Annotated in this window: 14 protein-coding genes and 1 tRNA gene; 4 read left to right on the forward strand and 11 right to left on the reverse strand. The window is 37.6% G+C overall.

Going from position 1 to position 13,350, the window contains the following annotated elements:
* The coding region (locus LPB89_RS20695) for a hypothetical protein (RefSeq protein ID WP_230703528.1) at positions 1–309 on the reverse strand (309 nt) is incomplete at its 3' end.
* A 378-nt stretch (positions 310–687) separates the two neighbouring features.
* Here LPB89_RS20695 and LPB89_RS20700 point away from each other — a divergent pair.
* The gene (locus LPB89_RS20700) at positions 688–1,374 is read left to right on the forward strand and encodes a hypothetical protein (RefSeq protein WP_230703529.1); all 687 of its coding nucleotides are present in this window, start codon (positions 688–690) and stop codon (positions 1,372–1,374) included.
* Between the two features lie 45 nt (positions 1,375–1,419).
* The gene (locus LPB89_RS20705; protein ID WP_230703530.1) at positions 1,420–2,649 is read left to right on the forward strand and encodes a TMEM143 family protein; all 1,230 of its coding nucleotides are present in this window, start codon (positions 1,420–1,422) and stop codon (positions 2,647–2,649) included.
* A gap of 91 nt (positions 2,650–2,740) precedes the next feature.
* On the opposite strand, the gene LPB89_RS20710 is transcribed toward LPB89_RS20705, so the two are convergent.
* The 3 genes from LPB89_RS20710 to LPB89_RS20720 form a co-directional block, all read right to left on the reverse strand.
* A complete protein-coding gene (locus tag LPB89_RS20710; RefSeq protein ID WP_127339400.1) occupies positions 2,741–3,295 on the reverse strand; it encodes a DUF4494 domain-containing protein in 555 nt (184 codons plus the stop codon).
* Between the two features lie 148 nt (positions 3,296–3,443).
* Positions 3,444–3,782, reverse strand: coding sequence for a hypothetical protein (locus LPB89_RS20715; protein WP_230703531.1), 339 nt, complete (start codon positions 3,780–3,782; stop codon positions 3,444–3,446).
* Between the two features lies 1 nt (position 3,783).
* Positions 3,784–4,653, reverse strand: coding sequence for a hypothetical protein (locus LPB89_RS20720; protein ID WP_230703532.1), 870 nt, complete (start codon positions 4,651–4,653; stop codon positions 3,784–3,786).
* Between the two features lie 255 nt (positions 4,654–4,908).
* On the opposite strand from LPB89_RS20720, the gene LPB89_RS20725 reads away from it, so the two are divergent.
* Positions 4,909–5,376 (forward strand): DUF962 domain-containing protein, encoded by a 468-nt coding sequence (locus LPB89_RS20725; protein ID WP_230703533.1) that lies wholly within the window; start codon positions 4,909–4,911, stop codon positions 5,374–5,376.
* 186 nt (positions 5,377–5,562) lie between these two features.
* Here LPB89_RS20725 and LPB89_RS20730 read toward each other — a convergent pair whose 3' ends face one another.
* From LPB89_RS20730 to LPB89_RS20740, 3 genes are all read right to left on the reverse strand, one after another.
* Positions 5,563–6,705 (reverse strand): acyltransferase, encoded by a 1,143-nt coding sequence (locus LPB89_RS20730; protein ID WP_230703534.1) that lies wholly within the window; start codon positions 6,703–6,705, stop codon positions 5,563–5,565.
* Positions 6,706–6,829: 124 nt separating this feature from the next.
* The gene (locus tag LPB89_RS20735) at positions 6,830–7,738 is read right to left on the reverse strand and encodes a LytTR family DNA-binding domain-containing protein (protein WP_230703535.1); all 909 of its coding nucleotides are present in this window, start codon (positions 7,736–7,738) and stop codon (positions 6,830–6,832) included.
* Positions 7,739–7,766: 28 nt separating this feature from the next.
* Positions 7,767–8,174: an MFS transporter gene (locus tag LPB89_RS20740; RefSeq protein ID WP_230703536.1), complete on the reverse strand. Its 408-nt coding sequence runs from the start codon at positions 8,172–8,174 to the stop codon at positions 7,767–7,769.
* Between the two features lie 228 nt (positions 8,175–8,402).
* Between LPB89_RS20740 and LPB89_RS20745 the strand changes: the two genes are divergently transcribed.
* Entirely contained in the window at positions 8,403–8,909 is a 507-nt protein-coding gene (locus LPB89_RS20745; RefSeq protein WP_230703537.1) for a hypothetical protein, read from the forward strand.
* A 55-nt stretch (positions 8,910–8,964) separates the two neighbouring features.
* On the opposite strand, the gene LPB89_RS20750 is transcribed toward LPB89_RS20745, so the two are convergent.
* The 4 genes from LPB89_RS20750 to ftsA form a co-directional block, all read right to left on the reverse strand.
* A tRNA-Arg gene (locus LPB89_RS20750) sits at positions 8,965–9,038 on the reverse strand.
* 76 nt (positions 9,039–9,114) lie between these two features.
* Entirely contained in the window at positions 9,115–9,564 is a 450-nt protein-coding gene (locus LPB89_RS20755) for a GatB/YqeY domain-containing protein (protein ID WP_154340608.1), read from the reverse strand.
* Between the two features lie 291 nt (positions 9,565–9,855).
* Positions 9,856–11,841: a cell division protein FtsZ gene (gene ftsZ, locus LPB89_RS20760; protein ID WP_230703538.1), complete on the reverse strand. Its 1,986-nt coding sequence runs from the start codon at positions 11,839–11,841 to the stop codon at positions 9,856–9,858.
* Between the two features lie 84 nt (positions 11,842–11,925).
* Positions 11,926–13,347: a cell division protein FtsA gene (ftsA, locus tag LPB89_RS20765; protein WP_230703539.1), complete on the reverse strand. Its 1,422-nt coding sequence runs from the start codon at positions 13,345–13,347 to the stop codon at positions 11,926–11,928.
* Positions 13,348–13,350: the final 3 nt, after the last annotated feature.

The following is a 13,350-nucleotide window of genomic DNA, read 5'->3' on the forward strand; positions in this document are numbered from 1 at the left end:
AAGGTATAAGCGCTGTTGCCAGATTTCTGACTGGTCTGTTTTTAATTCTTTTATCGGGATCACAATCGTTTCAGTCCCGTCTTCAGCTTGTTTCACGATCGCCCCGGGCCAATCGTAAATGAGATTCTGGAGATACACATAATTATCGCCCTTTCCTTCATACTCTTTAAACCATTCTTTGGCAGCCTGGACTTTTGTCCCCTCTGGAACTCCTGCTGCTTCGTACTCCTGCTGACAGCGTGTAAAAAAAACAGCAATCAGCACAGCAGTAATTATAGCTGCTGCTCTCTTAAAATTTTCTTTCATCATGTAATTCTTTTAGTTTATTATTTTGATCTTTTCTGAACAAAAAACACAGTATTAAGCTGCTGCAGCTAAGACTTAAAACAGGTTCTTTTTATAAAGTAAAACAATAATTTTGTAGTCCGGAAAACCGATTTATAACTGTAGGGTTTTAATTGATATTCGTAGTTAAATGATGTGATTCAGCCAAAATCCGGATGGGATTTCAATGAAAAAACTGTAAGACTGCCTTCTACTTTCCTGTGCTTTTTCAGGTTTTTATCAATTGTTAATCTTTCAAAAATTAAGAAGTAAACACACCAACTATTAGTTGGTTTTCATAGATTTGTAAAATCTATTTTTTCCGAAAATCATCAGGGAAAAAAAACATAAAATCTTAGGCCGATGAAAGCTGTTATTTTAACATTTTTATTTTTAATATTTTCCTCAACTTGTTACTCCCAACTGAGTTCTGACAAAATATTCGAAAGCTTTAAACAGGGAGAGCGCACCAACTGTTCGTCGATTGCTTTTATTAAGGCGGCCCTGAATATTTATGGACTGGATAATCTTTATACAGCAGAAAAAACGGCAGATAGTCTCTTTTATATCCGATTAAAAAACAATGCTTCATTTCAGTTGAAAAAGGAGGAACTGGAGAAAGCTAAATTTTCTGCGGGTTTTGTATTTATCAAAACCAATGAAGAAAGCAAAAGAATAAAAGACTACGCCGTACTAACCTATGCCGTAATGGCGAAATACAAACAAATTATCGACAGGGAGTCGACTTTTGATAAAGCTTTAGAGGATCTGGAAGATGGTGAAGTATACACCCCGACTATTTATAAATATTTAGGTTTCGAAAAAGACAAACAAATAGTACCCTTAAAAAGACTCTCCGGAAGCGAGTATTGTGGTGTTGTGGCCTGGTCTACTGCACATGCCGTTTTTGTGTGCGAGGAATATATGGACTATTATGGCAACAAAAAAAATATCTGGGGTAAATATCCCGGACGTTTCAGAATCATCAATACCGAACCGCTGCCAAAAATTTCGGAAAAAACAGATAACGCAGATAATTCAGATTTGTAATTCTTATTTGAAAACGCAGCCCATCCATTAAAGTCCCCAACTGATATGACACGAGAAAATTATATTCCCTTTAATAAGGAATTCTTACTCGAACAACAAATAGCTACGTTCTCTGAAGATAAAAAAAAGGTTGATGATTTTAAAAAGCTTTTCGACATCGTTGAACATTACTTTCATTACGAGGCTTTTAACCTGAACCGGAACCTGAAGCAGCATTATGCCTTATTCGATCCTGACCTGAGTCCGAAGGAACGTGAAGGATTTATTGGTAAAAGTGACTTTTCAGTTTTTAAGGAGACCCTTCTTACGGTTTTAAAACACGGAAACTATACCCGCATCGATCAGGAAACTTTAGACAGGGCTTTTAAGGAATCTGATTTAATAGGCCTGAATCTTTCTATCGATTTTAATGCTTTCAAAGATTATGAATTGTACGTTCGCGGACATCATAAAGCGAAAGAAACGGTTAAGAAATTTATTTTCTGGAAAAAGGAAATAGAAGTCGAATACTATGACCGTGTGATGATCTACCTGAATTATAACGAAGCCGATTATCTAAAAGAGAACAAGGTCAAATTAGGAAAAATGCCTATTGATCCGGGGTCTATCGGATTGAAGATTTTTAAACGGGTTCCTAAAAATGATCTTGAAACGATATTTCCAAATGCCATTCCGAGAATGTCCACCAGAGATAAGTTATTTTTCTGGGTGCCGGGAATCGGGGGCGGAATCTCTTTATTGAGTACCACGGTAATTCCGGCTTTAATTGGCATGTACGCGGCATATCAGTCCGGAGAAGCGATTGATTTACTAAACAGTAAAGCTTCGCTAAATCAGGGTTTAATTGCGTTGGGAATCTTGTCTGCCTACTTGTTCCGCCAGTACAGCAACTTTATCAATAAAAAAATCAAATATGGAAAAATGCTTTCCGACAGTCTTTACTTTAAGAATCTCGGAAACAACAGCGGCGCTTTCTATTCGCTCTTAAATTCATCTGAAGAAGAAGTACTAAAAGAAACGATACTGGCGTATGCTTTTTTAGACCGCAGTCCGAATCCGATCACTGCGGAAGAACTCGATGATCAGATTGAATCCTGGTTTATGACGAAGTTTCAGACCAACCTTGATTTTGATGTAAAAGATGCTTTAGACAAACTAAAAAACATTGGTCTGGGCATAGAAACAAACGGTAAATGGGAAGTAATTGCCCTGGATAAAGCCCTCGTGAAAATTGATGAATTGTGGGATACGGTTTTTGAGTATAATCAGAAATAAGAGTTTAATGAAAAGCTTTAGATAAACCAAATTATATAAAAACAAAAAAGAGGACTATTAGATCCTCTTTTTTGTTGTATAATCTTGTAAATTATTCGTTTTCAACCTCAATAAGGTCTTCTACCGTTTCTCCCATGTCACCCACGGCAACCAGTTCAGGTTTTGAAGCTTTCAGGGCATTGAACCTTTCCAGTTGTTCCAATTCTCCTTCTTCACCACTGAAATACGGGAAAACATCCATAATCGGCGATTCTGAAATAGCAGGGATAGTGTAATCTCCCATGGTGTTTTTCATTACCGTAATGGTATTATCATAGGCTTCTTTTACATCGTTGGCCTGAACCAAAAGATACATATTGGTTTTTCTTTCTTTACCGCTTTCTTCATCATAAGCCATTAAAGTAACTTTGGACTTAAACCAGCGATCGGCATTTTCAAACGGATGGATCTCGGCGTAATTCGCCACTTTTATATTGGTGATTTTAAATTCTTCACTCACATACGCCCCCATTTCTTCATTGATTCTGCTTTCTGCTTCTGTATAAGACACAGCATCTACCAAATACGGTTCTGTAGTAACTTTTTGTCCTCCAGTCTCATCGGTCTTTCTATATTTTACTTTGCATTCGTACCAAATTGCGCTCATTTCTTCTGTTTTTTAAGGTTGCCAAAGATAGATTTTAACGGGCATAAAATCGACAAATCCCAAAATAGATATTCACAATTTCGAATGAATTTAAGGATACATCACTCTTTGTTTTGTAACTCCTTATCTTTCAAACAGAAGCATTTTGTTACAGGGCCAAAACAATTAAAACCCTTCCGACCAGGTTAATAACCGAGGTGGTTAAAGCAAGGATTTCATTTACATTATTGAGTTTTTTCAGACTTCTGGCCAAATTATCAGCTTCTTCTTTTGTTGCAGTGGTGAGCTGGGTATAACGGGGATTGTTTTGGTCCAGTTCCCTTTTCAGAATTTCAAAATACGCATCCCGGAGCGCATCGTATTCTTCTACCAGTTTATCGAGTGCGGGTTCTCCTCCTTCCGTAAAGGCATCCTGCAAGAGCTGTGTCCTTCTGTTATTAAACTGGCTAATCGCTTCTGATAATGATTTTTTTAATTCTTCCTGCATTTTACTTGTCTTTTAGAAGTTCTTCGATTTTGTTTAAGGATGAAATAACAGCGCTGATATCTGTGCTTTGTCTGGCAATTTCAGCATGCGCTTTGGTCAGTTCCTGAAGTGCCTGACCAAAGGCATCCAGTTGTTTTTTCAAATCATTTTTCTGTTTCATGATATCATCCCTGTTCTGCAGTCTGTACATCAGAATTATGGTGGCGCTGTCACTGTAAGGCCCGGAATTGCTTTGAGAAATTTTACTGACGTCATACCGTTTGGAATCAACGGTATTGAGCCCTTCAGCATAGGAATTGTAAATCAGATCGATATAGTCATTCCAGGTTGGTTTATCGGCATTCCACAACTCCAAATACACTTCGGAAAGGACATACAATATTTCATTGTTTTTTTTCACTTCTTTTGCCTGAACGGCTTCTCCAGCCATTTTCAAAACATTAGGCAGTTTTGTTTTGACATCCGAAGGTAAGTCCGGCATTTTTTCGATCGCATCATAGCTATCCTGCAGGGCGGTCATCGCCTCTTTTGTTTTGTCCGAATACTTAGGGTCTGTTAAAAGCGAAAATGCTTTGTAAACCTCAAATAAATTTTGATAAGCCTGTATTCTTGGCTGTAATTGTCTGGAGAAATCAGGGGCTTTAGTGTCCGGTAATGCCATTGTGGAAGGACTAGGATGGGTAAGCACTTTTACCTCGTCCTGCTGCGATTTATCGATAGCGGACTGCTCTGATAACGTTGCATAAATACCCTGTGCTTTTTGTGAGACATCCATACCTTTTGCGGCGGTTGCATTTCCTAATTCAATAATTTTGGAGGAAGAACAGGAGGTTAGAAATAGTACTAACAGGATAATGAGACTTTGTTTCATTCTTTTTTGTTTTTGGGGGTGGAGTACTGTTTTACAGCACTTTACTAGGGAGGAATAAAATTACAAAAAAAGATTTCACCTTTTAAAATAAATCATGCTGATTCTTTGTCTTATGATTTTTTTTTTAATATCAGGACAGCCAACAGGTTTGCGTCAAATTTGTATTCGGAATTGCAGCTGTATAGTTTTTAATCCTTTGTAATGTTAAGAATGCAAAATATTCAATAGCTTTGTTAGATACCTAAATCCAAAAATATGAGAACATTAGAGCAATGGTTTGAAGAATATGCAGTAAGTCATCAGAATCCAAAAAACAAAGCGATTCATTATGTCTGTGTTCCGGCGATTTACTTTTCGATTGTTGGTTTATTAATGAGTATTCCGAGTGGTATTATTGCTGCTACTCTGCAATTGAATGCCCCCGTTATAGAAAACTGGGCTGTTGTGGTGCTGCTTTTTGTACTTATTTTTTACATTCGGTTATCGGTTGCCATGGCGATCAAAATTGCTGTTTTTTCTGCGATCTGTCTGGTGGTGAATTATTATATCGGACAGGTTTTACCTTTGTGGGCCTTTTCCATCGGTGTGTTTGTAATTGCCTGGATCGGTCAATTCTACGGCCATAATATTGAGGGTAAAAAACCTTCTTTCCTGAAAGATCTTCAGTTTTTAATGATTGGTCCTGCCTGGGTGGTCGAAAATTTGTTTTCCCGAAAAGGATAATTCCATTGATTCGATATATTCTTTTTAGACAATGGTCTAATGATACGATGATGCCCCAGCCCGGACAGGAACGGCATCCTTTTGTGGCGGGGTTCGCCGCAAAAGATACAGTGGATGGCCGGAATTGGCTCCTAAAAAAAATGGAGGCAAAAAATTTCTTCTTTGCCTCTGTGATATGATGCGCTCTCAAAGGATTTTTTTAATTCCCGGAATTCGCAAAAGCAACGCTCCGAGGATATAACTTGCTATCACTATTATGGGTGCCATGATGATAAATTTAAAGGCCGGATCAATTTGCCAATTTCTGATCATTAACGTTAAGCCTACAATGACCAGCGGATGGAAGATGTACACGACAAAATTACTGCGTGACAATTGAGTGCGTAACGCAGAAGTCTGGTTCCAGCTTTTTCTCGCTTTTACAAGAAATACGGTTATAATCGAAAGTCCGATGCATTGTTCCCACACCGCATATAGCAACGACTGCCAGTGAAATCCTCCGGAATACCATGAAACAGGCATGTCTAATTTTGCACGGATCAGAAAAAATACCGGAAAGAAAAACAGGAATACCACTATTGCTATTTTCAGGCGTCTTCCGGTCTGTGCTGTAAGCTGGTCCAGCCAATTGTTTCGGGCTGCCAGTATACCGATTATAAACAAGGAAATGTATTGTGTAAAATGTCCTAATTGAAAACCGACCGGTTCCAGAACCCAGCCCACCGGAAATACGATCCTTACCATAAAACTAATTACCCCTGTCACAACGGCAAATGCCAGTATCTGAAATGTTCCGGGTGCCGGAATTGCTTTTTTAGAACCGGTTTTGATGAATTTCTGCACGAAGACATACATCATGGTAAAAACCAACAATGCCGCTACGAACCACATGACCCCAAAATCGATCCAGCTGTCGTATCCCGAAAGATATTGCAGAAAGGTAATGTGATGTCCTTTTGCGAAATAATACACCAGATAGCTCACTATTGGAGAAAGTACAAAAGAATAAAATACTAACGGAATCCCCAGCCTTACCAAACGGTCTGTAATGAATTTAAAGGCACCTTTTTTCAGATAGGATGATTCGGTAAAATAAGCGGCCAGCAGAAAGAAAAAACCCATAAAAAAGGACTGGTTGATACTCACAAACATAGTCATTGGAACAAGTGCTGCAAAACAGCTTGTTTTCTGAACCCAATACCAGCCGCCAGAACCTCCGTAGGTAATAACGGTATGATGAAGAATGACTAATACCGTCAGTATTATTCTAATAGTGTCGATGTAAACTAATTTTTTTGATGAACCGGAAGTCGAAATTGCTGATGACATGATGGTTTGCTTTTACAGTTATTTTTCAACCGGCTATCGGTTGACTGTCGCAAACGTACAACAAGAAAAAGGGTTGTAAGACGGGGTTGTTATCAGTAACTAGCTTTTGTGACGAACAACAAGCTTAAGCGATGTATCGCTGTCTGAGCTGTTGGTAACAGCTGTCGAAATTGTCAATTTGTTTTCGGGAGACCGGAATTTTCTCATTGGTATCAGCAAACGATAACAGGTAGCCCTGTGAATTTCCGGTGACTTTTTCGACCCTGAACATGTTGACCAAATAGGTTCTGTGGCATCTGAAAAAATGTGGGTAATCCGAAATTTGCGCTTCGAATTGGGTGAGGGAAATTCTTTTTAATTCGGTTTCTATTTTGTTATCGACTGATTTTGTTAATTCGATATAATTGCCATCTGCTTTTACAAATAACAAATCGTCCAGAGTCAAACTGAAATCATCCTGTTTTACCTGCGTATTAATAAAAACAACAGCAGGAATTATTTTTTTGTTCTCCTCTATTTTAAGCGGCTGAAATTGCAGTACGAAGGGTGATCCTTTCTGTGATTGAAAATAGAAACTTACCACTCTGAGAAAAAAGTAAAAAAAGATTCCGGCCACCAGACAGTTCCTGATTTCTTCATACAGATAGCGCCAGGACCAATTGTCCGGATTGTTATAAATCAAATCACGCAGTAAAAAACTGGCCAGACCTGAGAGAACAAGAAAAACGCCAATATGAACATATTCCCGGAGTAAGTTCCAATTATGAAAATGGTCCTTTCCTTTTCTGAAATAATTGACAATGGAAAAATAGAAAAAGAACAGCAACGCAGGTGAAAAAGCATGTAAACCACAGATAAAAAAGTAGTTCATTTTGTGCTCGGGTTGGTATACCCCAAATGGCGTAAACAACAAAAGAAAAAACAAAAGCGTGACAAAAACAACAACGGCACTTCTGAATACGTTTGTCGGATGAAATCGCGATGGATATTCGATCTCTTTTACTAAATGTTCGCTGTTGATGTAGAATTGCATGATGTAACGTTCTTTTGGTTGCTTTGTATTATCCCCTGTTTTTGATGTCGCTTAGCACTCTTTCTTCCGTTGGCCTTAATGAAATAAGATATACAATCAGTAGTATTCCGGCCAGCAGAAAATCGGGTTTCAGGAACAATATGACAAAAGCAGCCCCTTCCAGAATTGCCCAGCGTATAATGGAAGCCGTTTGGTAAATGGGTAAATTTTCCCCGGGTTTTAATTCGGGATCGACCTGTTTTAATTGTGATTTGAACATCAGATTACTCACCAACAAAGCGATAATGGGTATTATGAGATAGATTGCAGATGAAGCATCAATAGTTGGAATTTTCAGATGTGCCATAGAAGGCTCTTCTACGAAAAAGTAAGCAATGCTGACTCCGGCGCAAATGGCAAGGTGAACAGTTTGCAGGATTTTTATTTTTTCTTTCATTGGGATTGGTTCTGTAGATTTTGTAAAACGAATATAGGAAATAAAACGAGAATTTATATAAAATGCCAATTATGGGACACTTCAGATTTAAAATTATTTAGATAGTATAGAGAAATTTGTTGTTTAATAATTGAGTCAAAAAAAACAATTCTACTTGTAAAAATATAGTTTATATATTAGCAATTACAAAAAAGAAAAATCAACTGTAATTCATAAATTTTATAAATTATGATTAAACTTAAAAAAGTAATTATTATTGGGGTTGTTGCCCTATTATCTAGCTCTTGTAATAAAAAAGATGAAGTTGTAAAACCAAAGAAAGAGCATAATACAAGTAGAAGAGATTTAGTTCTACACTATCATGAAAATTACTTTAAAAATTTGCGAAAAGAAATGGATAGAATAGAAATTTCTCTATATAAAATTAAAGAAACGGATTCGCAGGACACTACAAAACTTGTTAGAATGGATAGAATTGTAGATGTAAAAAAAATTAAAGAATTTGATTCATTATTTGATTCAACAAGAAACGGAGGATATTGCTGTTGTCCGCAAACTCACTATATAATCGATTTATTTAAGCAAAAGAAAAGATTAAAAAGGTTCAATGTTGATACTTTAAGAGTCAAGGATAAAGCCTTTATTTTTGACGTAAGTTACCAAACATCATATACAATTCCTCTGGCTGTCTGGAACAATTTCTTAACTGATTCACGACTTATTGCTAAGAAATAAACTAAAAAAAGCCATAAAAAAACCTATTTCATCACGAAATAGGTTTTTTGTTTAGTGACCGCGACAGGGTTCGAACCTGCAACCCTCAGAGTCGAAATCTGATATTCTATCCAGTTGAACTACGCAGTCAATATTTTAAAATTTCAATTTTTTAAATTCCAAATTCCAACTTGGAATTTGGAATTTCTGTTTTTTGGAATTTCTACTAAACTAATAATTTTTTTACAATTGTAGAAATTGTTTTCCCTTCAGCAGTTCCGCCTAGTTGTGCAGCAGCCAATCCCATTACTTTACCCATTGAAGCAATTCCGGAAGCTCCGGTTTCAGCGATAATTTTAGCAATTACAGCTTCTACTTCTTCTTCGCTTAATTGTGCAGGTAAAAATTTCTCGATTACTGCGATCTGAGCCAATTCCGGTTCCGCTAAGTCAGGACGGTTTTGCTCTGTAAAAATTCTGGCACTTTCTTTACGCGTTTTTACCAATCGCTGCAATAATTTAATTTCCTCGTCTTCTGTTAATTCTTCTTTAGATCCGGAAGCAGTGGCTGCTAATAACATTTCAGATTTAATGGCTCTTAATGCTTCTAACGCTACTGTATCTTTTGCTCTCATGGCTGTTTTAATCTCATCCATGATTTGTATTTGTAAACTCATTTGTTTTTTTATTTAGATAAGCAGCAAGGCTTATAAATTGATTATTTATTTGAAATTATGAACTTCTGTAATACATTCATCATTTGTCCGGCTGAGTCCATTCGGCTTCGCTCAGCATAAACTTAGTCGAAGTCTTTTCAGGTAATTCACCTTCAACTTCGCTCAGGGCGACAATATTTGTTAAATATAAATACTTTTAAAGTCAAATTTCCAAATTCTGTGCGAAGATAAAAAAAATAACCCGAAAATTAAATCCAATTTTCGGGTTATCCTATAATTATGATTGGATTATTAATCTACGTTATCGTGCAAAAACGAATTATTGGAACGCAATTGCAGATCATTATTACTGTCAGTACCCACAGAGATTCTAGAATTGGTTGTATTTGACTGTGTATTAGAAAGATCTATGCCCAATCTTTTATAGGCAGGTTCTTTTTCAAGTTCGTCAATTCTGGAAACATTATTATGGAATTTATAATTAAATTCTTTTAGTTTCTTTCTTCTTTCTTCCGCTCTCAGACGCAAAGTCTCTTCGATTGTCAATTCCAACGGAGAAACATGATCTGTTGTTGTAAAAGCCGGTTCCTGGGCAAAATCAACTCTCGGTTTCAAAGTAATGTTTAATTCCTCAGGAACTACATCCTGAATTACTTTTTCAGTCGGTTTTGAAGTGATCAGGTCGTTTTCAACTTCCATGTATTCTTCCAGCGAATATTTGATAATTCCGTTATCTGAAAGTTCTGTTACCGGAACAAACTGTACCGGATCGTTTACTTTTATATTACGGGTATCATTCGTTAATTCGAATAAAATCTTATTGTCTTCCACAACTGCCGGCTCTTTTTTCACTTCCGGTTCTGCTCTGAAAAGAGGCAGATCGAATGAAAAAGTAGTTTGTTCCTCTTTTTCGAAAACTCTTTGCTGAACAGGTTTTACTTCCTGGAAAGCGGGAACTTCCGGCGGGGAAATTTTAAAATCGATATCTGTAATTGGTGAAACGATTTCAAAAGTCACATCAAGGTTTTTGATAAACTCTGACATTACCACTAATTCTTCCTGATTGATTGTCGGAGCAACTGCTACTGGTGCAACCGGAGCAGCTGTTACGGGAGCAACCGTATCTTCCATCAAATCAAAAACAATCTTTTGTTCTGAAGGGGCACTAGGTGTCTCTGCATTTACATCAAAAGAAGTAAGTGTTCTGTTGGTTAAATTATGAACACTTCTTTGTTCATCTTCTAACGTATGAATGATTTTTTTAGGCTCTGTATTTACAATTTCGTTTTGTTGTTCAACATCAAAACCAGTCGCAATAATAGTCACGGCAATAGCCTCACCCAGAGTTTCGTCTTCACCAACCCCCATGATGATATTAGCGTTAAATCCTGCTTCTGCCTGAATGTGATCATTGATTTCTCCGATCTCATCCAGTGTAATTTCATCTGATCCAGAAACGATAAGCAACAATACGTTTTTGGCTCCTGTAATTTTGTTGTCGTTTAGCAACGGAGAATCCAATGCAGAAATAATTGCATCTTTTGCTCTGTTTTCACCTTCCGCAACAGAAGATCCCATGATAGCTGTTCCACTGTTTGACAAAACAGTTTTAGCATCACGTAAATCAATATTTTGAGTATAGTGGTGCGTGATTACTTCGGCAATACCTCTTGAGGCTGTTGCCAAAACTTCATCTGCTTTGGAGAATCCTGCTTTAAAACCAAGATTTCCGTATACTTCTCTTAATTTATTATTATTGATCACAATTAATGAATCGACCTGCTTACGCAATTTTTCGATTCCTAAAAGTGCTTGTTCCTGACGTACTTTCCCTTCAAACTGAAAAGGAATTGTTACGATACCAACGGTCAGGATCTCTCTTTCTTTTGCCAGTTGTGCAATTACCGGGGCTGCACCGGTACCTGTTCCTCCACCCATACCAGCGGTAATAAATACCATTTTGGTACCACGGTCTAACATTTTTTCGATATCGGCGATACTTTCAATAGCAGATTGCTGGCCTACGTCAGGATTTGCTCCTGCTCCAAGACCCTCCGTTAAGTTCATCCCTAACTGAATTTTATTTGGTACAGCACTGTTTTGAAGTGCTTGTGAGTCAGTATTACAAACGATAAAATCTACCCCTTTAATACCTTGCTTGAACATGTGGTTGATTGCGTTACTTCCGCCTCCACCGACACCTATTACTTTGATTACATTTGATTGGTTTTTCGGTAAATCAAATGAAATACTTCCAAATTCTGAGTTGCTCATCATCTTTTTGGTTTTGAAATTCTTATTAAATACATTTTTTACTTCTTGACTTGGGGCAAAAAGTAATCCTTTTCGTTTCTTATTCTATTATTCTGCGTTGTCTAAAAAATCTTTGATTTTATCGACATAACGATCAAAAAATGATCTTCTTATTTTTGTTTCGGTAGATTCTTCTTTGCTCACTGCATTCCTGACTTCTCTGTGATCATCGAAAGTTTCTACCCTTTCAACGTAATTTTCTTCCACTTCGTATCGCTGTTGTACGGGCGGTTGCGGCGGAGTGTTAACATTTCTGTACACTACTTTTGGCTGCTCGTTTACAAGTTCCATTCTAACAGCACTTTGGGTGCTATTTTCGATACTATTCATCACAAGACCTACTGCTGTCGCAAATAAAGGACTTGAAATTTCTTCGCTTGAATTCCCTGCCAGGTGCTCATTTGGATATCCGATTCTGGTATCCATTCCTGTGATATACTCTACTAATTGTTTGATATGTTTCAGTTGAGCCCCGCCACCGGTAAGCACAATTCCGGCAATTAGTTTTTTACGCGGATCTTCGTGTCCGTACGCTTTAATTTCAGCAAAAACCTGCTCTACAATTTCTACCACACGGGCATGGATAATTTTAGATAAGTTTTTAAGCGAAATCTCTTTTGGTTCTCTTCCTCTTAAACCCGGAATAGAAACAATTTCGTTGTCTTTATTTTCTCCCGGCCAGGCTGATCCGAATTTTATTTTTAAAAGCTCTGCCTGTTTTTCTATAATCGAGCATCCTTCTTTGATATCTTCCGTAATCACATTTCCTCCGAAAGGAATTACCGCGGTATGACGAATGATACCATCTTTAAAAATGGCCAGATCTGTTGTTCCGCCACCAATATCAATAAGTGCTACTCCGGCTTCTTTTTCTTCCTGGCTTAAAACCGCATCAGCAGAAGCTAAGGGCTCTAATGTCAGTCCTGACAATTCGATTCCGGAACTCTGGATACATCTTCCAACGTTTCTGATCGAAGAAGCCTGTCCTACTACTACGTGAAAACTGGATTCCAGTCTTCCGCCGTACATTCCGATAGGTTCTTTAATCTCAGACTGCCCGTCGATTTTGAATTCCTGTGGCAAAACGTGAATAATTTCTTCTCCCGGTAACATGGCTAATTTATTCACCTGGTCAATCAGAAGCTGAATATCGTTTTCGCCAATTACTTCTTCCGGATTACTACGGCTGATGTAATCGGTATGCTGTATACTTCTGATGTGCTGTCCGGCAATACCGACCACCACATCTTTTATTTTATAACCTGAATTGTTTTCTGCTTCAAGTATTGCTTGCTGAATGGACTGAATGGTTTGCGTGATGTTGTTTACAACGCCTCTCGCAACTCCTAAACTTTTGGATTTCCCAATACCCAGAATTTCCAGCTTTCCATACTCGTTCTTTTTGCCGATCATGGCAACTATCTTTGTCGTTCCAATATCTAGACCTACTGCAATGTTATCTTTTTCCATTTT

It is taken from the genome of Flavobacterium sp. ENC, from assembly GCF_020991415.1.
In the GTDB taxonomy this organism is placed as follows: domain Bacteria; phylum Bacteroidota; class Bacteroidia; order Flavobacteriales; family Flavobacteriaceae; genus Flavobacterium.

Excerpts from the sequence above, each read along its gene's own strand:
- LPB89_RS20700 (WP_230703529.1), top strand. The coding sequence starts at position 688 with ATGAAAGCTGTTATTTTAACATTTTTATTTTTAATATTTTCCTCAACT.
- LPB89_RS20705 (WP_230703530.1), top strand. The coding sequence starts at position 1,420 with ATGACACGAGAAAATTATATTCCCTTTAATAAGGAATTCTTACTCGAA.
- LPB89_RS20710 (WP_127339400.1), bottom strand. The coding sequence starts at position 3,295 with ATGAGCGCAATTTGGTACGAATGCAAAGTAAAATATAGAAAGACCGAT.
- LPB89_RS20715 (WP_230703531.1), bottom strand. The coding sequence starts at position 3,782 with ATGCAGGAAGAATTAAAAAAATCATTATCAGAAGCGATTAGCCAGTTT.
- LPB89_RS20720 (WP_230703532.1), bottom strand. The coding sequence starts at position 4,653 with ATGAAACAAAGTCTCATTATCCTGTTAGTACTATTTCTAACCTCCTGT.
- LPB89_RS20725 (WP_230703533.1), top strand. The coding sequence starts at position 4,909 with ATGAGAACATTAGAGCAATGGTTTGAAGAATATGCAGTAAGTCATCAG.
- LPB89_RS20730 (WP_230703534.1), bottom strand. The coding sequence starts at position 6,705 with ATGTCATCAGCAATTTCGACTTCCGGTTCATCAAAAAAATTAGTTTAC.
- LPB89_RS20735 (WP_230703535.1), bottom strand. The coding sequence starts at position 7,738 with ATGCAATTCTACATCAACAGCGAACATTTAGTAAAAGAGATCGAATAT.
- LPB89_RS20740 (WP_230703536.1), bottom strand. The coding sequence starts at position 8,174 with ATGAAAGAAAAAATAAAAATCCTGCAAACTGTTCACCTTGCCATTTGC.
- LPB89_RS20745 (WP_230703537.1), top strand. The coding sequence starts at position 8,403 with ATGATTAAACTTAAAAAAGTAATTATTATTGGGGTTGTTGCCCTATTA.
- LPB89_RS20755 (WP_154340608.1), bottom strand. The coding sequence starts at position 9,564 with ATGAGTTTACAAATACAAATCATGGATGAGATTAAAACAGCCATGAGA.
- ftsZ (WP_230703538.1), bottom strand. The coding sequence starts at position 11,841 with ATGATGAGCAACTCAGAATTTGGAAGTATTTCATTTGATTTACCGAAA.
- ftsA (WP_230703539.1), bottom strand. The coding sequence starts at position 13,347 with ATGGAAAAAGATAACATTGCAGTAGGTCTAGATATTGGAACGACAAAG.